This window comes from Streptomyces sp. NPDC053513 (assembly GCF_044544765.1).
In the GTDB taxonomy this organism is placed as follows: domain Bacteria; phylum Actinomycetota; class Actinomycetes; order Streptomycetales; family Streptomycetaceae; genus Streptomyces; species Streptomyces litmocidini.
The window spans coordinates 88,078-107,302 of sequence record NZ_JBITXP010000005.1 but is presented as its reverse complement, the minus strand read 5'-3'; the positions used below and the strand labels follow the sequence as shown (position 1 = coordinate 107,302).

Annotated in this window: 19 protein-coding genes; 8 read left to right on the top strand and 11 right to left on the bottom strand. The window is 73.9% G+C overall.

Annotated elements, in window-relative coordinates; translation table 11 throughout:
* The first annotated feature begins 142 nt into the window (after positions 1–142).
* Positions 143–1,582, top strand: coding sequence for a glycoside hydrolase family 26 protein (locus ACIGW4_RS10580; RefSeq protein WP_399579739.1), 1,440 nt, complete (start codon positions 143–145; stop codon positions 1,580–1,582).
* 27 nt (positions 1,583–1,609) lie between these two features.
* Here the strand turns inward: ACIGW4_RS10580 and ACIGW4_RS10575 are convergent, their stop codons facing one another.
* The 9 genes from ACIGW4_RS10575 to ACIGW4_RS10535 form a co-directional block, all read right to left on the bottom strand.
* The gene (locus ACIGW4_RS10575; RefSeq protein ID WP_399579736.1) at positions 1,610–2,752 is read right to left on the bottom strand and encodes a GNAT family N-acetyltransferase; all 1,143 of its coding nucleotides are present in this window, start codon (positions 2,750–2,752) and stop codon (positions 1,610–1,612) included.
* Entirely contained in the window at positions 2,749–3,426 is a 678-nt protein-coding gene (locus tag ACIGW4_RS10570; RefSeq protein WP_123455140.1) for a lipopolysaccharide biosynthesis protein, read from the bottom strand. Before ACIGW4_RS10570 ends, ACIGW4_RS10575 begins: the two co-directional genes overlap by 4 nt.
* Before the next feature lie 13 nt (positions 3,427–3,439).
* Positions 3,440–4,573, bottom strand: coding sequence for a glycosyltransferase (locus ACIGW4_RS10565; protein ID WP_399579734.1), 1,134 nt, complete (start codon positions 4,571–4,573; stop codon positions 3,440–3,442).
* Complete coding sequence (locus ACIGW4_RS10560; RefSeq protein ID WP_123455144.1) at positions 4,570–5,370, bottom strand: polysaccharide deacetylase family protein; 801 nt, start codon at positions 5,368–5,370, stop codon at positions 4,570–4,572. Before ACIGW4_RS10560 ends, ACIGW4_RS10565 begins: the two co-directional genes overlap by 4 nt.
* Positions 5,270–7,006: a murein biosynthesis integral membrane protein MurJ gene (gene murJ, locus ACIGW4_RS10555; protein WP_398707715.1), complete on the bottom strand. Its 1,737-nt coding sequence runs from the start codon at positions 7,004–7,006 to the stop codon at positions 5,270–5,272. The genes ACIGW4_RS10560 and murJ overlap by 101 nt, the downstream gene beginning before the upstream one ends.
* Before the next feature lie 283 nt (positions 7,007–7,289).
* Complete coding sequence (locus ACIGW4_RS10550) at positions 7,290–8,600, bottom strand: O-antigen ligase family protein (protein ID WP_398707172.1); 1,311 nt, start codon at positions 8,598–8,600, stop codon at positions 7,290–7,292.
* Positions 8,601–8,602: 2 nt separating this feature from the next.
* Positions 8,603–10,054, bottom strand: a complete 1,452-nt coding sequence (locus ACIGW4_RS10545) for a sugar transferase (protein WP_399579730.1) — start codon at positions 10,052–10,054, stop codon at positions 8,603–8,605.
* Entirely contained in the window at positions 10,051–11,187 is a 1,137-nt protein-coding gene (locus ACIGW4_RS10540; protein WP_398707176.1) for a glycosyltransferase, read from the bottom strand. The genes ACIGW4_RS10545 and ACIGW4_RS10540 overlap by 4 nt, the downstream gene beginning before the upstream one ends.
* A 1-nt stretch (position 11,188) precedes the next feature.
* The gene (locus tag ACIGW4_RS10535) at positions 11,189–12,247 is read right to left on the bottom strand and encodes a DUF3344 domain-containing protein (RefSeq protein WP_399579728.1); all 1,059 of its coding nucleotides are present in this window, start codon (positions 12,245–12,247) and stop codon (positions 11,189–11,191) included.
* Positions 12,248–12,629: 382 nt separating this feature from the next.
* Here ACIGW4_RS10535 and ACIGW4_RS10530 point away from each other — a divergent pair, with 382 nt between their 5' ends.
* From ACIGW4_RS10530 to ACIGW4_RS10510, 5 genes are all read left to right on the top strand, one after another.
* A complete protein-coding gene (locus tag ACIGW4_RS10530; RefSeq protein WP_123455153.1) occupies positions 12,630–12,869 on the top strand; it encodes a chaplin in 240 nt (79 codons plus the stop codon).
* 273 nt (positions 12,870–13,142) lie between these two features.
* Positions 13,143–13,664: a hypothetical protein gene (locus tag ACIGW4_RS10525; RefSeq protein WP_398707180.1), complete on the top strand. Its 522-nt coding sequence runs from the start codon at positions 13,143–13,145 to the stop codon at positions 13,662–13,664.
* Between the two features lie 223 nt (positions 13,665–13,887).
* Positions 13,888–14,151: a hypothetical protein gene (locus ACIGW4_RS10520; protein WP_123455156.1), complete on the top strand. Its 264-nt coding sequence runs from the start codon at positions 13,888–13,890 to the stop codon at positions 14,149–14,151.
* A 1,341-nt stretch (positions 14,152–15,492) separates the two neighbouring features.
* Positions 15,493–16,005: a hypothetical protein gene (locus ACIGW4_RS10515; RefSeq protein WP_359588912.1), complete on the top strand. Its 513-nt coding sequence runs from the start codon at positions 15,493–15,495 to the stop codon at positions 16,003–16,005.
* 297 nt (positions 16,006–16,302) lie between these two features.
* A complete protein-coding gene (locus ACIGW4_RS10510) occupies positions 16,303–16,587 on the top strand; it encodes a chaplin (protein ID WP_123455159.1) in 285 nt (94 codons plus the stop codon).
* Between the two features lie 65 nt (positions 16,588–16,652).
* On the opposite strand, the gene ACIGW4_RS10505 is transcribed toward ACIGW4_RS10510, so the two are convergent.
* Both ACIGW4_RS10505 and ACIGW4_RS10500 read right to left on the bottom strand, forming a co-directional pair.
* Entirely contained in the window at positions 16,653–17,519 is an 867-nt protein-coding gene (locus tag ACIGW4_RS10505; protein WP_123455160.1) for a tyrosinase family protein, read from the bottom strand.
* A complete protein-coding gene (locus ACIGW4_RS10500) occupies positions 17,503–17,904 on the bottom strand; it encodes a tyrosinase family oxidase copper chaperone (RefSeq protein WP_123455161.1) in 402 nt (133 codons plus the stop codon). The genes ACIGW4_RS10505 and ACIGW4_RS10500 overlap by 17 nt, the downstream gene beginning before the upstream one ends.
* Positions 17,905–18,055: 151 nt before the next feature.
* Between ACIGW4_RS10500 and ACIGW4_RS10495 the strand changes: the two genes are divergently transcribed.
* On the top strand, positions 18,056–18,559 hold the full coding sequence (locus tag ACIGW4_RS10495) for a DUF5949 family protein (RefSeq protein WP_221211243.1): 504 nt from the start codon (positions 18,056–18,058) through the stop codon (positions 18,557–18,559).
* Positions 18,560–18,576: 17 nt separating this feature from the next.
* The gene (locus tag ACIGW4_RS10490; protein ID WP_399579724.1) at positions 18,577–19,224 is read left to right on the top strand and encodes a vitamin K epoxide reductase family protein; all 648 of its coding nucleotides are present in this window, start codon (positions 18,577–18,579) and stop codon (positions 19,222–19,224) included.
* The last annotated feature ends 1 nt before the right edge of the window (position 19,225 follow it).

The window sequence follows — 19,225 nt, the reverse complement described above, 5'->3', positions numbered from 1 at the left end:
TCTCGGTGCCCCAACTGGGCGATGAAATCCTCTAATGGACTACTGATCAAGGGAAGCCGAGTTCACGGTCGGCCCATTAGGAATACTTTCGGAAGATCGGATTGACGGATCATCAAATGGCGTACTACGCGAAGGAGTGGCCATGGCATCTGCATACCGGAGAAGATCGAGAACGTGGCTGGGGGTGTTCACCGCCGGTCTCCTCGCTTCGGGCTCAGTCGCGCTCTCCGCCCCCGCCCACGCCGCCGAATCCGCGACGACGGACCCCGGGCCGGCCGCCACCGGCGCCATGGGCGCCTTCCTCGACTCGGGCAGGCTCGGCGTCACCCGCATCAGGCAGCTCGAACGGTGGCTCGGCGGCCACGAGCTCCGCGTCGCCCACACCTACCTCCCGGGCGACCTCTGGTCGAACATCGAGGGGACCCCCGGCTTCCTGGAGGCCTGGGCCGACTGGCGCAACGAGCGCGTCAACCGCATGCTCGTCCTCAACGTGCCCATGCTGGAGCGCAACGAGGCCCGCCTCTCCGACCGCGAGGTCCGCCGCCAGCTCCAGCTCGGCGCCGCCGGGTACTACGACCACCACTTCACGACCCTCGCCGAACGCCTCGTCGAACAGGGCGCCAGGGACACCGTCCTCGTCCTCGGCTGGGAGATGAACGGCACCACCTACAGCCATCGGTGCGCCCCCGACCCCACGGCGTGGAAGAAGTACTGGAACCGGATCGTCACCGCGATGCGTTCCGTGCCGGGCCAGAAGTTCCGGTTCGACTTCAATCCGAGCCGCGGCCTCGACGCGATTCCGTGGACCGAGTGCTACCCGGGCGACGACGTCGTCGACATCATCGGCATGGATTCGTACGACCAGCCGTCCGGAAGCAGTTTCGACCGGCACGTCAGCGAACCGTACGGGCTCCAGAAGCAGGTCGATTTCGCCGCCGAGCACGGGAAGCGGATCTCCTATCCCGAATGGGGGCTCTTCCGGAACGGCGACAACCCGGAATACATGCGGCGCATGCTGGAATGGATGAGGCAGCACAAGCCGCTGTACCACACGATCACCGACTACTGCCCGCACGGCGTCTGGCAGTGCGACGACAACCCGCGGTCGTCGCTGGTGTTCCGCCAGATGCTGTACGGCACGGAACCGCAACTCCCGACGGACCCGGTCGACCCGACGATCCCGGAACCGAAGCCCGAGCCGAAGCCCGAGCCGAAGCCCGAGCCGAAGCCCGAGCCGAAGCCGGAACCCAAGCCTGAGCCGAAGCCCGAGCCGAAGCCCGAGCCGAAGCCGGAACCGAAGCCCGAACCGAAGCCGGAACCCAAGCCTGAGCCCAAGCCGGAACCGAAGCCTGAGCCCAAGCCGGAACCGAAGCCTGAGCCCAAGCCGGAACCGAAGCCTGAGCCCAAGCCGGAACCGAAGCCCGAGCCTGAACCGAAGCCCGAGCCCGGCTGTTGGACCGTGGACCTCGGTTCGTGGGTGGAGCACTGGCTCGGTGGGACCGTCTGCGTCCCCGAGGAGCACTGGAAGGACGAGGTCGACTTCGACTGGAAGGACACCCTGACGGGGGTCTGGCCCTTCTGACGCCCGTCACGCCGGCGGTGGCGGAGATCATCCGCCACCGCCGCCGCGGCCGAGCAGCCGCCCCACCCAAGCCCGTTCCCGCGCCTGCCGGGCCGCCCAGCGGCGGGCGTCCGCCGCGCCCGCGCGCAGCCACAGGAGCGGGGCCGTACCGCGCCCGGCGAGGAGCAGGCGGCGGTTGCGCACCGGCTCGGGCCGCCAGTGCTGCTTGTACGACTCGCTGCCCCGCAGCATGCTCAGCGTGGCCCGCCCGCCCGCGCTGGTCTCGCGCGCCCCGTGCCGGAGCAGCATCGTCGCCACGTCGACCTTGCGGGCGCGCAGCGCCGGGTCGGCGCCGTACAGGTAGCCGCCCGCGAGCCGCGGGGACATCAGGGTCAGGTCGGCGGCGACCACGTCCCCGGCGAGCCGGAACTCGGTGACCATCGCGTCGCCGCGCTCGACCATGGGCCGCACGGCACGGGCGAGGTGCTGGGCGAACCGCTCGCTGGTGTGCTCGGCGGTCACGCCCCGGCCCTGCCACTGGAGCCGGTGGAGCCTCAGGAGCCGGTCGAGGGCGGCGGGGACCTCCTCGCCGGACACCACGCGCGCGTCGATGCCGAGCGCGTCCAGCTTCCGCAGCTTGGCGCGGACCCGCTGGGCCTTCCCGGACGGGATCCGTTCGAGGAGCCCCTCCATGGGGACGGCGGGCAGCTCCAGGCAGAGCGAGTCGGGCAGCCGGCGGCGCGGGCCGCGCCAGTGGGCGAAGACGCGTTCGCTGGCCGCCCCGGGCCGGACCTCCCGCAGGTCGACGACCGCGCCCCGGGCGGCCCGCGCGACGGCCCCGGCGAGGGCGGGCGCCGCCTCCGGGCAGGCGTCGTCGAGGAGGACGTCCGTGAAGTCGGTGATGCTGCCGCCGAGCTGGGTGAGGACGGGCAGCGGCCCGCGGCCCCGCATCAGGGGCGCGGCGGCGACGAGTTCGCCGCTCTCCCGTCGTACGAGCACCACCCGCAGCGCACCGGGCCGGCCGTACGAGAGCCACCAGGAGTGCAGCCAGGAGTGGGACTGGAAGGGGGTGGCGGAGGAGCAACGCCCGTACAGTGCCGTCCACTCGGCCGAAAGCCGCCCGAACTCCTCCTCCTCACGGCAGATCTCGCTCCGCAGGGCTCGCCGGTCGACCACGGTTCCCGCGCTCACACCGCCTCCGGCTGGTGCGCGGCGGCCGTCGGGGCGGGCACCGCCGCGGACGCGGCCGGGGCGGTCGCCTGCCGGGAGTGCCGGGCCTCGCCGCGCGCGGCGGGACGCCTCGGGCGGACCAGGAGGACCAGGCCGCCGAGGAGACCGCCCGCGCAGCCGCCGACGAGCGCGGAGAGCGGCGCGGAGGGCGAGACGGGCGAGACGGGCTTGGTCGCGCGGGAGAACTGGACCACCTTCACGCCCGTGCTGCCCGCCACGTGCGAGCTGTCGAGGACGAGCGCGCGGGCCACCCCGTCGGCCATCGAGACCGCCTGGGCGGGCTTCGCCGAACGTGCGGTGATCGAGATCATCGGCGCGTCCGGGGAGGTCTCGGCCTGCACGTTCTTCCGCAGGGTGTCGGCGGTGACCCCGGCCCACACCTGGGCGTCGCCGGTCACCGCGATGTCGGTGGCGACCCGCCCGTACGCCTGGGCGAAGCCGACCGCCGCCGCCGGGTCGGCCTTCTCGGCCGGCACGACGATGACGTAGCTCGTCGCCGCGTACTCCGGGGCCTTCACGGCTCCGTAGCCGCCGCCGAGGGCCGCCCCGGCGAGGACGGCGGCGGGCAGCACCGCCCAACGGCCGGGGGACCGCAGGCCGGCGGGGAGGAGGGCACGGGGTGGGGTGGTGTTCATCGGACGGGTTCTCTCACTTCGCGGGGGAGGGGATGCCGTGGACGGCCTGGTCGTAGAGGGACATCAACTGCCGTGCGCTGTGCGCGATGTCGTAGTGGCGGGCGGCCGCCGGCAGCGGGAGCCGGGCGGGCCGGGCGTCCAGGACGCCGCGCAGCGCGGAGATCAGCTCGGGCACGGAGCCGCCGATCCGGCGTGCGCCCGGTGCCGCGTCCGGGGACAGGTCGTCGATCGCCGGGCAGGCCGCGTACAGCACGGGAAGGCCCGCCGCGAGCGCCTCGACGATCGCGAGCCCGAAGGCCTCGTCGGGGGAGGTGGACACGAACACGTCCATGGCGGAGAGGAGTTCGGGTAGCGAGGGACCGAGCGCCCCGGGGCCCGGCGGGTCCTCGCAGGCCCCGGCGAGGAGGACCCGGTCGGCGGCCCCGCACTCCCGGGCGATCCGCAGCAGCTCCGCGCGGTGCTCGCCCTCGCCGACGAGGAGCAGCCGGGCCTCCGGCACCGAGGCCACCGCCCGGACCAGCCGGTCGAACCGCTTCCCGGGCGTGAGCCGCCCGACGCCGCCGACGACGTACGCGTCCCGGGGGATGCCGAGCACGCCCCGGGCGAGGTGCCGGCCGCGCGCGTCGAAGGCGAACCGGTCGGTCTCGATGCCGTTCGGCACCACCCGGACGCGGTCCGGCGGCACGCCCCAGTCCGCGAGCCGGCGGGCGACGCTGGGCGAGACGGCGACCGTGGAGGTGCCGAGCCGCTCGGACGCCAGGTAGAGCGCGCGGGTGCCCGCGGAGAGCGGCCGGCCCTCGATCTGGGTCTCGCCGAGCGAGTGCTCGGTGGCGATGACCCGGCGCACCCCGGCGAGCCTCGCCGCCGCCCTGCCGTACACGCACGCCCGGTACAGGTGCGTGTGGACGAGGTCGTAGCGGCCCTGCCGGACGATCCGGGCGAGCCGGGGCAGCGCCCCGAGGTCCCGGTTCCCGGCCATGCCGAGGTGGGTGACGGGCGTGCCGTCGGCCTCGATGCCCGCGGCGACCGCGCCCGGGTTGGTGAGCGTGACCACCCCGCCGCTCACCGGCAGATGCCGGAGCAGCAGCCGGAGCTGCTGCTCGGCGCCGCCGATGCCGAGCCCGGTGATGACGTGCAGGACCTTCACGGCGCACCGACCGGGGCCGGGCCGTACGGGACGGGGAGCAGGTCGACGGGGTGGCGGCGGCGCAGCGGGTGCAGGACCCGCTTGGCGGCGAGCCGCCAGGAGGTGTCCTGCTCGCCGATGTGGACGCGGGGCAGGGCGTACGTGCCGGTGTGCGGGCCCGGGTCGATCGCGCTGCCGTAGCGGTAGCCGGCCTTGCGCACGGCGCGGATCACGCGCGGGTCGACCCGTCCGTACGGATAGCAGAAACCGTCCACCGGCCGGCCAGTGATCTCCTCCAGGAGCTCACGGCTGTGCCGGGTCTCGGCCGCGAGCGTCGTGTCGTCGGCCTCGGTCAGCGGGACGTGCCGCAGGCCGTGCGAGCCGACCTCCATGCCGGCGTCGGCGATCCGCCGGATGCCGTCCTCGTCGAGCAGCGGTTTGCGCGGCCCGTCCGCGTCCCAGCCGTTCTCGCCGCCCAGGCGGCCCGGCAGGACGTACACCGTCGCCGTGAACCCGTGCCGGCGCAGCAGCGGCAGCGCCGAGTCGAGGAAGTCCGCGTACCCGTCGTCGAAGGTCAGGCCCACGAGCCCCTCGGCGCGCCCCTCGACGGTGGCGGCGAGCAGCTCCCGCACCGACACCCCGCGCAGCCCCCGGTCGCCGAGCCAGTGCAGCTGCCGGGCGAAGCGCACGGGGGAGACGGTCACCCGGTACGGATCGTCAGCGGTGTCCGTGATCGAGTGGTACATCGCCACCCACAGGGGCGGCTTCCACAGGGGCGGCTTCGGCAGCGGACGGCGCGGCGCGGTGGCGGCGGGCATGGGGGGTCCTCCGGAAGGCGGAGCGGGGCAGGGGCGGGATCTCGGGCGCCTTGGCGGCGCAGGCGATGAACAGCAGGAAGACGCCGGCGACGACCAGGCCGGCGACGGCGACGGCGAGGACGGCGGAGCCGATCGCCAGCTGGCAGAGCCAGCCGGCGCCGGTGGCCCAGGCGCTCGCGGTGGCGAGCCGGAGCAGTCCCTCGCCGAGCCGGTCGACGTGGACCGGCACGGCCTGGCGGTGCGCGCCCCGCAGCAGCAGGACGGCGCTGAGGGTGATGCCGAGGGCGTTGGCGGCGGCGATGCCGACCGCGCCCCAGTAGTGGGCGCCGGGAACGCCGGCGGCGGCGGTCGTGGCGAGCCCGGCGGCCATGGCGGCGGCCGGGTACCAGAGCGGGCGGGCGGCGGAGAAGTAGCAGCGGACGAGGGCGCCGACCATCGTCTGGCCCAGCAGACCGAGCGCGTACACCCGCATGACGGCGGCGGTGGCGGTGGTGTCGGCGGCGGTGAACTCGCCCCGCTCGAAGAGCAGTTCCACGATCCGGGGGGCGGCGGCGATGACCGTCGAGGAGCCGACGAGCACGACGACCGCGGCGAGCAGCAGATCCCGCTCGACCCGGCGGCGGGCCGCCTCCGGGTCGCCGGCGGCGAGCGCGCGGGCCACCACCGGGAAGCTGACCGTGCACAGCATCAGGGAGAGGATCATCGGCATCTGCGCGACCTTCTGCGCGTAGTTCAGGTGCGAGATGGCGCCGGCGGGCAGCGGCGAGGCGAGGAACCGCTCGATCAGGGTCTGGGACTGGCGGCACAGCGAGAACGCGACGACGGGCGCGATCAGGCCGAGGACCAGGACGCGGCCCTCGCCGGTGGGGGCGGGCGGCGCCTTCGGCCGGGGGGTCCGCCCGGGCGCCCGCAGCGCGCGCAGCAGCGAGGGGGCCTGTACGAGGACCATCAGGACCCCGCCGACGGCGACCCCCGCGGCGGCGGACCGCACCCCCCACGGCTCGCGCAGCACCAGGATCGTGCCGATGATCCCCGTGTTGTACGCCACGTAGATCGCCGCCGGCGGCAGGAACCGGCCGTGCGCCCGCAGCGCCGCCGAGCAGTACCCCACCAGGGCGAAGGACAGCACGCAGGTCCCGGTGAGCCGCGTGCAGTCGACGGCGAGCCCCGGGTCGGGCAACCCCGGCGCGAGCGCGGCCACGAGCAGCGGGGCCGCGACGATCAGGACGACGGCGGCGAGCCCGAGGGCGAGGACGATCCGGGGGAGCGTCCCGCGCACCAGCTCGCGCACCGGGTCGCCGGGCAGGCCGGCCGAACGGCGGGCCAGGGCGCGGGAGAACGCGGGCACCAGGATCAGCGCCATCGCGTCCTCGATGAGCAGCGTCGAGGCGAACTCGGGCACCGTCCACGCCACCAGGAACGCGTCCGTCCCGGCCCCCGCCCCGAAGTACCCGGCCATGATCTGGTCCCGCACGAGCCCGAGGACCGCCCCGGCCGCGGTCAGCCCCGCCGTCACGGCCGCCGCCCTCGCCAGGAACCCGCCGCCCCCGGGGGCCCCGGCACGGGCCACGCGCGTGCGTGCGTGCGCCCGGCGACCGCGCGGACGGGCCGGGCCGCCCGGCACCCGCGCGGACACCGGAGGCCTTACGGGCCGCCCCGGGCCCGTGTCACCGGGGCGGCGGGCCACGCGCCGGGCCCCGGCGAGCAGCCCGGTGGAACCGGCCCCGCCCGTGACCGAAGCGGCCGCGGTGCCCGCCCCCGGCAGCACGACGGCCTCCGGGGCCCACAGGGAGTCCGTGGGGCCCGGAGGCGAGGCCTGCCAGGGGTCGGTCAGCGGGGTGCCGCAGGGCGGCCGGGGCGCCGGGCGCGGCCCGGCCGCCCACGGCGCGTCCGTGGGCTCCGGTTCCCCGGCCCACGGGTCACGCACGCCTCACCTCCGCCAGCGACCACCAGGCCGCCAGGCCGAACACCACCGACATCAGGACCGTCGAGGGGCCGCCGATGTCCGCGTAGAAGAAGTCGACGAGCTGCCAGACGAGCAGGCCCGTCGCGACGAGCGCGCGGTCCGCGCCGAGCCGCTGCCGCCGCAGCGCGCCGACGAGCAGCGCCACCCAGCTCCCGGTCAGGGCGAGGAGACCCACCAGACCCTGCTCGCTCAGCACCAGGAGGTACATGTTGTGCGGGGAGAGCAGCGGCTGGCGCGCGAAGGCGGCGCCCGCGCCGGCCGTGTCGCTGCCGGAGGAGAGCGCGAGGGAGGCGTTCGAGTCGCGGTACCGGGGGAAGCCCTTGAGGCCGACGCCCGTGACCGGCTCCGCGCGCCACATCCGCCCGGCCGCCGCCCACATCGTGTACCGGTCCGTCACCGACTGGTCCGGCGCGGCCGTCACCTGCGTGATGCTGGCGACCCGCTCCTCCACCATCTCCGAACCGATCCCGAGGCCGCCGACCAGGACCACCCCGAGCGCGGCCGCCGCGAGCGCCACCCGCACCGCCCGCCGGACCCCGGCGAGCAGCAGCTGGACCGCGCAGGTGAGCACGGTCGCGATCCACGCGCCCCGGCTGAACGACAGCACCAGCGGGACGAAGAGGAGCCCCGCGCAGACCGTCGCGACCGTGCGGACGCGGCCGGGGCCGCTGCCGAGCGCGATCCCGGTGACGACGACCAGCCCGTACGCCACGACCGTCGCCATGCCCATCACGTCGGTGGCCCCGAAGGTGCCGACGGCCCGGATGTCCTCGCCCTGGTACGAGGCGCCCGTGCCCGTCAGGTACTGGACGACGCCGACCGCGCCCTGGAGCAGCGCGAACGCGACCAGGCCCCAGGCGACCACGGCGAAGTCCCGCCGGTCGCGGATCGTCAGGAGCACCGCCGCCGGGACGAGGACGAAGACCTGCAGGTAACGGGCGACGCCCGGCAGGCTCGCCGCCGGGTCGTTCGAGGTGATCGCGGCCAGGCAGATCCCGAGCACCGGCAGGCCGAGGACGACGGCCGCCGCCCGGGTCAGCGGCCGGGCCCCGCCGCGCAGCACCCGCACCAGACAGATCAGGACGAGGAGCCCGGAGGCCGCGTCCGCGACCGTCCCCGTCCCTCCGGTGCCGCCCTGCGTGCCGCCGCCGCCCGGGACGAGCAGCAGCGCGACCACGGCGAGGACCGGGGACAGCGCCCCGACCCGACGGGCCAGGTCCCGTACGTCCGCACCGGAGTGCGGCGCCGTCACGGCCGTGGCCATCCTCAGCTCCCCGTGGGCCGGACGAGCCCGGCCGCCGTGCGCAGCAGGATGCAGACGTCCTGCCAGAGCGACCAGTGGTCGATGTAGTGGTTGTCGAAGCGGCAGCGGTCCTCGATCGAGGTGTCGCCGCGCAGCCCGTGCACCTGCGCAAGACCGGTGAGCCCCACGGGCATCCGGTGGCGGGCCGCGTACCCCGCGTGGATCTTGCTGAACTGGGCGACGAAGTAAGGCCGTTCGGGCCGCGGGCCGACCAGGCTCATGTCGCCGCGCAGCACGTTCCACAGCTGCGGCAGCTCGTCCAGGGAGGTCTTCCGCAGGAAGCTCCCGGCCGCGCTCATCCGCCGGTCGCCCGCCACGTTCCAGCGGGTCGCCGACTCGGTGTCGTCGGAGGGGCGCAGCGTACGGAACTTGAGCAGTGTGAAGTGGCGCCCGTGCTGGCCCACCCGCTCCTGCCGGAAGAGCACCCCGGGACCGTCCGAGAGCCGCACCGCCAGCGCGCACAGCAGCAGCACCGGCAGCGCGAGCGCGAGCGCGGGGGCGGCCAGCACGATGTCGAGGGCCCGCTTCGCGGCCCGCCCGCGCCGCTCGCGCAGCGGGACGATCCGGTGCCAGGCGTACCCCCACAGGTGCGCGCCCATCGGCCCGTCCTGGTGCCGGCCGCCGACCCGCCAGGTGGCGCAGCCGTACTGCTGGAAGAGCGACACCAGCCCCGGGTCGTCGTCGAGGAACAAGACGTCGCGCACGGTGTTCTGGATGACAGCCCGGTGGATCTCCTCGGTCGTGGTGAGCACCGGCAGCCCGGCCTCCCCGGCCGTCCGGGAAGCGCCGCCCTGCTCCGGCACGCCGACGATCCCCACCGGCCGCACCCCGTACTCGGGGTGCTGGGCGGCCGCCGCCGCGAACCGGCGCGCGGCCCCCGTCCCGCCGATGACGAGCGCCGAGCGGGGCCGCTTCCGCGCGATCCGGCGCCGCCGCCCGAGCAGCACGGAGCGGACCAGGCACACCAGGGCGACGTGCGTGCCGTAGGCGGCGCCGAGCCGCAGCGGTCCGATCGCCAGGGAGGGGGAGTACGCGGCGACCGCGGCCGCCGCCAGGCACCAGGCGAATCCGGCGCGGGAGGCCAGCGCGGGCAGCTCGTCGAGGGCCCGGGTGTGCGCGGCCGGCCGGTAGAGCCCGGCGTGTCCGTCGAGGACGAGGACGACCGCCACGACCGGCAGCACGAGCCGGACGTCGTGGTGCGCCGCGCTCAGCACCGACGCGGCGGCGAGGACGGCCAGGGCGTCGACGGCCACGAGCGCCGCCACGCCGGACCGCGGCCGCTCGCGCCGGTGGCGCGGCAGCGCGAGCCGGTCGGGCGTCCCGCGGCGCGGCGCGAGGGAGGCGAGGCCGAAGGTCTGGCCCGCCGCGGGCCAGGGGCCCGGCGAGGAGGGAACGCTGGTGCTTTCCGTGGTCACTGCGCAATCGGCTCTCTGTGCTCGGCCCCCCGCACTCCGGCCAGCTCGCGGTAGAGGTCCGCGACGGCCGCGCCGGTGCGCCGGACATCGAATCTGCTGAGTACGTGTTCGTGGGCCTCGCGGCCCAGGCGGTGCCGCAGCTCCGGCCGGCCGAGGAGGCGGCCCAGAGCGGCGGCGAGCGCGGCCGGGTCCTCGGGCGGGACCAGGCAGTGGGGCTCGTGGGCGGGCGGGAGGCTCTCGCGCGCGCCGTCCACGTCGCTGACGACGACCGGCCGGCCGGCGGCCATGGACTCCAGGGGCGCGAGGGCCATGCCCTCCCAGCGGGACGGCAGGACGACCACGTCGGCGGCCCGGTACCAGGGCACCGGGTCCTCGACGGCCCCCGTGAACCGCACCGACGGGCCGGCGGCGGCCCGCAGCGCCTCGGCGTCCGGGCCGTCGCCGACCAGGACGAGCCGGGCCCCGGGCACGTCCGCGAGGACGGCGGGCCAGGCGGCGAGCAGGACGTCCTGCCCCTTCTGCCGGCAGAGCCGGCCCACGCAGACGACCGTGGGCGCCGCGTCGCGGGGCGGCCCGTCGGTGGCGAACCGGGCCGTGTCCACGCCGTTGTGGACGACCGACCAGTCCGCCGCGATCCCGGCCGCCTCGCCGGTACGGCGCTCGGCCTCGCTCACGCAGAGGATCCGGTCCGCCCAGCGGGCGCCGAACCGCTCCCAGCGCCGGGCGACCGCGGCGGTCCTCCCCTCGACCGCCTCGAAGGACCAGGCGTGCGGCTGGTACACCGTCGGGATCCTTCCCCGGACGGCGAGTCGGGCGCACAGACCGGCCTTGGCGCTGTGCGCGTGGACGAGTCCGGGCCGGACCGTACGGACGATCCGGGCCAGCTCCCGCGTCTCACGGAGGACGGCGGGGCCGGGGTCGCGGCCGGCCCGCCAGTCGTGGGTCTCGGCGCCCTCGGCGCGGACGTCGGCGGAGAGCCGGGTGCCGGGCGGGCAGGCGACCGCGACCCGCAGGCCGGCGGCGCGCTGGGCGCGGACCAGGTCGACGACGACGCGGGCGACCCCGCCGTCGCCGGGCTGGACCGCGTGCAGGACGGTGACGGACCCGAGGCCCGTGTCGGATGGTGACAGCACGTCAGCGCCGGACGTCCGCCTGGAGGAAGACCGCGCCGAGCCAGACGGTGTCCTTCCGGCTGCCGACCCGGACGTGGACCCGGTCGCCCCCGGCGCGCAGCGCTCCCCGCAGGTCGAACACGTCGGAGTCGTATCCGAGGGTGTTCGTACGATCCGGTCGGCGTACGGTACGACCGGCGCCGAATTCGGTCACGGTGGAGTTCAGCACGTCGTCCGCGGAATTGGCGGAATCGGAGAGACGGGTGCTCTTCGAACGGCTCGTTTCCACCGTCAGGTAATCCCCGGAAGTCCCGCGGTCACCGTCATAGGCGATCAGCCCGAGACGACCCCGGGTGTCCTTGGGGAAACGGTTTCCGTCGACCGGTACGCGCAGCTCCCCGGCGCGCGGACCGATCGTTTGGAAACCGTCCCAGACACTGATCCTGCGCAGCGGTTCCGAGGCCTTCTCGTACGCGGCGACGAGCGTCCACCCGCCCCAGCCGCCCACCGGGGAACGGCCCATCGCCACATTGACCTGCGCGACGGTCCACAGCCCCGGGTGCGAGCGGCGGACCAGCTCCGTGACGTCGGCGGAGGCCTGGAAGGCGTCGGCGCCGTCGGCCGTGCGGTGGCCGATCACGGAGTCGGCGAACAGCGCCTTGTACCGCCCCCCGGGCTCGGCGATCAGGACGCGGCCGTCGTCCTTCGGCGGCTTCTGCTCGCCCACCCGCAGGTTCCCGCCCCAGTAGAGCCGGGCCCAGGTGACGCGGGCACCCGCCGGCACCGCGAGCTCGGCGCGGCTGGAGTTGTACGTGTGGGGGTCGTCGTCCACGTCGACGTACCGGATCGAGGCCCCGTCGTTGACCGACTCGGTGCCCTTCGCACCCTTCACCGAGGTGTTGGCGGCGCGCACGATCCCCCCGTGCTGGACGGCCTGGTGGCGGGCGGCGAACGGGACGCGGGCCGCCTCCCGGGGCCGGGGCGCGGCTGCGGAGGCGCCGGGCAGCGCGGCGGTCAGGGCCGCACACGACAAGGCGCACAACACGCTGCGACGCACAGCAAGAACCGCTGAATTCCGCATACAGGTTCTCCGCTTTGATGAGAGAAGGGAGGGAAGACCCGAGTAGGCCGGGGGAGAGGAAGGTGTCGTCCGCACGAAATGGATGAACGCGCGGCGGGCCCGGAAGCAACGTTCGGGAACGTTATAACCCCGATGCGGAGCGATAGTAAGCATTAGATGCCCGGAAACGCTAACTCCCGTATCCAGGCCGCCGGTTCCTCGTTGAGCGTGTTGCGCCATTCCACGCCCAGTCCCTCCAATGGCCCTCTTATGGCCCAAAGATCTGTTGAACGTCACCCGTTCGGGAGAGCAACCGATGAAAAGCCGGGGCGTTGTTGAAGGAGTCGGGCCGAACAGCCCGCGCAGTCCGAGTTGGATGAAATCGACCGAGGAGCGCCTCCCCATGTCCCGTATCGCCAAGGCCGTTGCCCTGACCGCCACCGCCGCCGCCACCGTCGCCGGTGCCGCCGGTGTCGCCGCCGCCGACGCCGGCGCCGAGGCCGCCGCCGTGAAGTCCCCCGGTGTCCTCTCCGGCAACGTCGTCCAGGTCCCGGTCCACGTTCCGATCAACCTCTGCGGCAACACCGTCAGCGTCATCGGCGCGCTGAACCCGGCCTTCGGCAACACCTGCATCAACGCCTGATCTGGCACGCCTGATCGGTCCTTCCGAAGCCGGTGCGCCCCCCGCCTGGGTGGGCGCACCGGCTTTTTCCTTGCCGCCACTGGTCCGGTACTCGTTCGGGCGCACCCTCGTGCGCCGCCCGGTGCAACGGCGTACGCCCCTCCGGGGGCAGGGTCCGGGGGCGGATTCACCCGAACGGGGGCGTGGCGCTCCGTAGTTCCGCGGTTGCGGAGGGCTATACCCGCAGGCACCGTGAGAGAGCAGTTGTCCGACGCATAAGGAAAAGGAACACATATGCGTCCCCTGGCCACACGCCGCCTCACCGCCCTGGCGATATCCGCCGCCCTCACCCTCGGCGCGGCGGGCACCGCCTTCGCCGACGAACATCCCCCGTCCTCCCCGGCCGACCGGGCCGTGCACGCGCCTCTCCCGGACACCCCCGCCCTCGATCTCCCGGCCGCGCCGACGGACGTCGTGTCCGACGCCCTCACGAGCGTCCAGAAGGCGATCGCCGGCCTGCTCGCCACCGTCACCTCCGGAGCCGGCGGACTCGTGCCGCAGGTCACCTCCACGCTGACCTCGCTGGTCGACCTGGCCCTCGGCACCGTGCTCGGCGCACTGCCCAAGCTCCCGGCACTCCCGGGCATCGCGCCCGAGGCGCCGGCCACCGCGCCCGAGGTCCCGGCCACCGCGCCCCAGCTGCCCGTCACCGCGCCCGAGCTGCCGGTCGAGCCGCCCGTCGAGTCTCCGGCCGCGGTGCCCGAGCTGCCCGCGGTGCCCGAGCTGCCGGTCGAGCTCCCGCTGCCCGCCGGGTAGCACCCCCCACCCCGTACCGGCCCGGCCTCCGCCGGGCCGGTACGGGCGTGCGCGATCGGCAAATAGCACCGGCCCGCATCGATCGGGTGCAGTACCGAGAAATCCTTCCTCCCGGAGTTTCCGGCGCGCTCACTCCTCGTTACAGAAGCAGAACGATGTACCGGATTCGGCCAAGAACCCTGTACAGAACGTGACTTGAAAGCACAGAGGAAGGATTCACTCCATGAAGCCCACCAAGGTCGCCGCAGTCGTCGCCGGTTCGCTGATGGCCCTGGGCGCCGCCGCGCCCGCCATGGCCGCGGAGGCGCTGACCCCCACCAGCCTGAACGGTGGCCTCGAAGCGATCGCCGCCAACGGGCTCAAGAGCGACATGCTGAGCAGCACCACGGACGGCTCCCCGGTCCAGACCGTCACGAAGGCGGCGGACCAGCTGAACAACGCCACCAAGGGCGGCTCGCTGCTGGGTGGCCTCCCGCTCGGTGGCTGACGTCACCTCATCGACACCTGCCCCACGGGCACTTGCGGCGGTCCTGAGAGCCGCTGTTCCTCACGGTCGGCTGATCGAATGATTTTCTGATCAGCTGCCGTGTGGCCCCGGCTGTGCGCCGGGCGCCGACCCATACCCTCTGGCCGATCCCACGTGAACGTCGGTGCGGATCAGGCCGGTCGGAGCGAGGGGGGATCCTCGCCGGTCTCTCCCTTTCTCCAGAGGAAGAGCGGTATGCGGTCCATCATCAGCAGGAAAGTACTCACCGCGGCGGCAGCGACCGGCATCCTGTCGCTGAGCGGGGGCTTCGCCCTGGCCGCGAACTCCCACACCCATACGGGCGACAGGCCCGGCTCCGGCACGGCCGGCCACGTCCGGTCCACCCTGCCGGCGGACGTCTGCGGCAACCTGGAGCTCGGCGGCGTCGCCGCTGCGGCCGTCGGAGACCTCTGCGCCCACGCGGAGGACTCCGACGGCTACGGCGACGAACCGGGCGGCTACGGCGAGGGGCCGGGGCCGACGGGTCACCCGACCGGTCACCCCACGGGTCATCCGACGGGTCATCCGACGGGTCACCCCACCGGGCACCCCACGGGTCACCCGACTGGCCACCCGACGGGACACCCCACCGGGCACCCCACGGGTCACCCGACCGGCCACCCGACGGGACACCCCACCGGGCACCCCACGGGCCACCCGACCGGCCACCCGACGGGACATCCGACCGGCCACCCCACGGGTCACCCCACGGGTCATCCGACGGGTCACCCGACCGGCCACCCCACGGGTCATCCGACGGGTCATCCGACGGGTCACCCGACTGGTCATCCGACGGGTCACCCCACGGGTCATCCGACGGGTCACCCGACCGGCCACCCCACCGGGCACCCCACGGGTCACCCGACCGGCCACCCCACGGGTCACCCCACCGGTCACCCCACCGGGCACCCCACGGGTCACCCGACGGGACACCCGACGGGACACCCCACCGGGCACCCCACGGGCCACCCGACCGGCCACCCGACCGATCACCCCACTGACCACCCGACCGGCCACCCGACCGATCACCCCACCTGTGAGCAGGGCCCCCACCACGATTGTGGGGAGCTGCCCGGGACCGGTATGGACCCCGCGCTCATGGGTGCGGCCGCGATCAGTGCCGCGCTGGTCATCGGCGGTGGCGTCGTCTACCTCCGCGGCGGACGGCTCGCCCGCCGGCACTGACCCCGCCCGCCGGCACCGCGTCAACCAGGGCCCTCGCCTTCACCGGTGAGGGCCCTGCGCGTTGCTGCACACGGGTTAGTCCCGCGACGTTTCGGCCGAGGGGCTCGTTCTCCTCACATGACTCTGCGTTCTCACGCCGGCATGGGGCTCCTCATGACCGCGTTCGCCTCCGCCGCCCTGGTCTCTCCCGCCGCCGCCGTCGAGGCTCCGGTGATCGTCCCGCTGCAGGGCCTGGAGCCGGTCCTGCCGATGGACGCGCCGACCGTGGCGACCGGCGTTCCCGTCCCGATGCCCGGCGCGCCCACCGGTTTCCAGAAGGGCGTCGGCGCGCTCCCGGACGTCACCCTGCCCAGCGTCCCGCTGGCCGGCACCCTGCCGGAGACCGTCGTCGACGCGCCGCTGCCCGAGCTCCTCAAGGGCAGCGAGCCCGGTCGCGCCCTGCTCAGCAGCCCGCACTCGGAGATGAAGGCGGCCACCCCGGGCGCCGTCGTCGGCAACCCGGTGGAGGCTCCGCGCGGCAACGGGCTCGCCGGGCTGCCGGGCCTGGCGAAGCCTCAGCTCGGGCTGCTCACCCCGGTGCTCAGCGGAGCCCTCGACCCGCAGCTGGGTCTGGCGCCGGACGCGGGCTGAGACCTTCACGCACCCGTTCATTCGTACGACTGTTGACCGGGCGGGTGAAGACACGATTCTTCCCCGCCACCCCAAGGGTCGTCGGTCGTTGCAAGAGAAGGCTTGTCGCATGGCCACGGCCCGCGGGTCGAAGGCGTCCCGTCGTATCCGGCGGCGGACGGCATTCGACTCGCGGGCCATTTTCCGGTTTTCCTTCTTCCCTTTCGGCCCAATGCCCGTGACCCCCTCCGGTGACCGGCGTTGAACGGAAGTGACGGCCGTGATTCCTGCGGTCGCTTTCCACTCAAGGAGTTCTTGATGTCTCGCATCGCGAAGGCTGCCGCCGTTCTCGCCGGTACGGGTGCCGTTGCCCTCAGCGGAGCCGGCCTGGCCGTCGCCGACGCCGGCGCCGGGGCCGTCGCCGCCCACTCGCCCGGTGTCGCCTCCGGCAACGCCGTCCAGGTCCCGATCCACGTCCCGATCAACCTCTGCGGCAACACCGTCAACATCATCGGTCTGCTGAACCCGGCGTTCGGCAACACCTGCGCCAACGTCGACGGCAACGGCGGTCACGGCAACGGTGACGGCGGCTACGGCGGCTGATCCCCCCCGCTCCACGCGGATGTCCCCCCGGCCGCGACGGCCGGGGGGACATCCGCGTGCGGGGCTCACGCGTACCGGTAGATCCGGCTGTGGTCGAACATCGACACCGGGGTCACGCCCCAGGGCGCCATCGGCTCGTGCCGGGCGACGACCTTGCGGTACTGCGCGTCGCCCAGGGGCGGCGGCTCCGCCGGCAGATAGGCGGCGCCGGGGTTCCGCTGCTGCCAGCGGGACCAGATCAGGTCGACGAAGGAGTGGTGCAGCCAGAAGACCGGGTCGTTCACGGAGCCGCCGCCGAGCATCAGGCCGCCCACCCAGCGGTGCACCCGGTTGTGGATCCGGAACCGGTCGTTGCCCCGGCCGGGCGCCCAGCCCTCCAGGGCGTTGCGGAAGCCGGTGGCGCTCGTCGAGTTCCAGGGCGCGGCGTCGTACACCCGCTCGCGCATCACCTCGTCGAGCTGGGCGGCGGTGGGGAGCGTGATCGGGTCGCGGGGGCGGCCGAAGTCCCTGGTCAGATAGCGGGTGTCGGTCATCGACTGGGTGATCGTCCACCGCCCGGTGGAGTGCGCGAAGGGACCCGTCATCACCTGGAGGTCGGCCCGGCGGCCGTTGCCGCCCATGAAGTCCTCGCGCCAGATCGAGGAGGCGGGGGAGTTGTCCCGGGTCCAGTCCCAGTACGGGACGGAGACCGTCGGGTCGATCCGGCGCAGGGCCGTCTCGAACTCCAGCAGGAACTTGCGGTGCCAGGGCAGGAAGCTCGGCGTCATGTGGGCGGTCCGGAGCCGGCCCTCCCCGTCGGCCGTGTAGTGGTCGATGTGGGTGCGGACGAAGCGGTCGTACGCACCGGTGCGCTTGAGCTCCAGGACGGCGGCGACGAACTTGCGGCGCTCGGCGCCGGTCAGATCGCGCTGGTTCTTACGCGTGTACACCACGCGGGCTCCCTCCCGTCGGGTCGGTGGGGACGCCGTGGGCGCCCGCGAGGGGGGAGAGCCGGGCGGTGCCCAGTTCGTCCACGGCCGCGCGGGTGGCCGCCAGGGGCGTCGGGCAGGACTCGTAGTGGTCGATCGGGGTGACGTAGCCGCCGTCGGCGCAGCGCATCAGATGCAGCGGCCGGCCGTCGACGAGGACCGTCGGCTCGCCGCCGGGGCCGGAGAAGCCCAGGAGGCGACGGCCCCGGTACATCTCGTCGAAGGCGTGCGGATCGCGCGTTCCCCCCGATTCCGGCCGGCTCGCGACACGGCCGAGCGCCCCGCCCGTGAAGGCGGTGACGGCAAGGGCGAACAGGGACCGCAGTGCGACGCGGCGCGGGACGATCATCAGTGATCTCCTGGTGGTCGGCTTATGCCCTCAGGGGCACAACGATGAAAACCCGGGTTCGTTGCGGCGGAAATGCCAGCGGCGTGAATGTCGGCCGTTCGGGTGAAAGCGGCACGGGGGAAGGATGGTTGGAGCATTAGCATCCGGTTGCATGACCACTTCCCACGTCGTTTCCTCGGCGCGCAGCGCCTCTCCGCTGGGGACTCTCACGGTGATTCCGTGGGCCAGCGAGCCCTCCGCCGATGCGGCGGGCACGCCGTTCCTGATGGCGTATTCGCTCGGTGACGGCCGGGACGGCCCGGAGGCCGGTCAGCAGGCGATGCGCGCGACCCTGGAGTCGATGAACCTCTCGGTCGGCGACCGGCTCTTCGATCTGGAGAAGGACGCCGGGATCAACGCCACGCTGCTCGTCGAGGGCGGTTCCGCCGTGCTCACCCTGCCCTTCCTGAAGGTCCAGTGCCCGGTGCCCGAGGAGTGGGAGGCGGCCGCCCACGCCCAGGGCAAGGTCTACCTCCTCTGCTCCGTACGCCCCTGGTCCGAGGGCGTGCCCGGACAGCCCGTCGACGAGGCGCGGCTGCGGGCCTTCGTCTCGGACGAGGAGATGCTCGCCGACTGCGCCCACGTCCTGCTGCCGGTCCGCCGCATCCAGGGCTGAGCGGAAGGAGCCGCGTCATGGCGACGGTGAACGTACGGGGCGGGGTGCCGGGCCAGCGGCGGGACGAGGCCGCGCCGGAGACCGGCGGGCCGGTCGGCGCGAGCCGGGCCCTGGCCTGGCTGCTGGTCGTCACCGGAGCCGCGGGCGCGCTCGCCGGCTGGGTGATCACGATCGACAAGTTCCTGCTCCTGGAGGACCCCGGCTTCCAGCCCGGGTGCAGCCTGAACCCGGTCGTGTCCTGCGGCAACATCATGAAGAGCGAGCAGGCGGCGGTGTTCGGCTTCCCGAACCCGATGCTCGGCCTCGTCACGTACGCCGTCGTCGTCGCTGTCGGTGCCGGGCTGCTCGCCGGGGCCCGCTACCGGGGCTGGTTCTGGCTCGGCCTCAACGCCGGGATGCTCTTCGGCGTCGGCTTCTGCACCTGGCTGATGTACCAGTCGCTGTACGAGATCAACGCGCTCTGCCTGTGGTGCTGTCTGGCCTGGACCGCCACCATCACCATGTTCTGGTACGTCACCGCGCACAACGTCCGGGAGCGTCTGCTGCCCGCCCCGGCGGGACTGCGGACCTTCCTCGGCGAGTTCGCCTTCGCCCTGCCGGTCCTGCACATCGGGATCATCGGGATGCTGATCCTGACCCGCTGGTGGGACTTCTGGACGAGCTGAC

Coding starts and splice junctions, on each gene's coding strand:
- ACIGW4_RS10525 (WP_398707180.1), top strand. CDS start 13,143: ATGCGTCCCCTGGCCACACGCCGCCTCACCGCCCTGGCGATATCCGCC.
- ACIGW4_RS10500 (WP_123455161.1), bottom strand. CDS start 17,904: ATGATCGTCCCGCGCCGCGTCGCACTGCGGTCCCTGTTCGCCCTTGCC.
- ACIGW4_RS10535 (WP_399579728.1), bottom strand. CDS start 12,247: ATGCGGAATTCAGCGGTTCTTGCTGTGCGTCGCAGCGTGTTGTGCGCC.
- ACIGW4_RS10490 (WP_399579724.1), top strand. CDS start 18,577: ATGGCGACGGTGAACGTACGGGGCGGGGTGCCGGGCCAGCGGCGGGAC.
- ACIGW4_RS10570 (WP_123455140.1), bottom strand. CDS start 3,426: ATGAACACCACCCCACCCCGTGCCCTCCTCCCCGCCGGCCTGCGGTCC.
- ACIGW4_RS10510 (WP_123455159.1), top strand. CDS start 16,303: ATGTCTCGCATCGCGAAGGCTGCCGCCGTTCTCGCCGGTACGGGTGCC.
- ACIGW4_RS10560 (WP_123455144.1), bottom strand. CDS start 5,370: ATGCCCGCCGCCACCGCGCCGCGCCGTCCGCTGCCGAAGCCGCCCCTG.
- ACIGW4_RS10550 (WP_398707172.1), bottom strand. CDS start 8,600: ATGGCCACGGCCGTGACGGCGCCGCACTCCGGTGCGGACGTACGGGAC.
- ACIGW4_RS10495 (WP_221211243.1), top strand. CDS start 18,056: ATGACCACTTCCCACGTCGTTTCCTCGGCGCGCAGCGCCTCTCCGCTG.
- ACIGW4_RS10515 (WP_359588912.1), top strand. CDS start 15,493: ATGACTCTGCGTTCTCACGCCGGCATGGGGCTCCTCATGACCGCGTTC.
- ACIGW4_RS10520 (WP_123455156.1), top strand. CDS start 13,888: ATGAAGCCCACCAAGGTCGCCGCAGTCGTCGCCGGTTCGCTGATGGCC.
- ACIGW4_RS10580 (WP_399579739.1), top strand. CDS start 143: ATGGCATCTGCATACCGGAGAAGATCGAGAACGTGGCTGGGGGTGTTC.
- ACIGW4_RS10530 (WP_123455153.1), top strand. CDS start 12,630: ATGTCCCGTATCGCCAAGGCCGTTGCCCTGACCGCCACCGCCGCCGCC.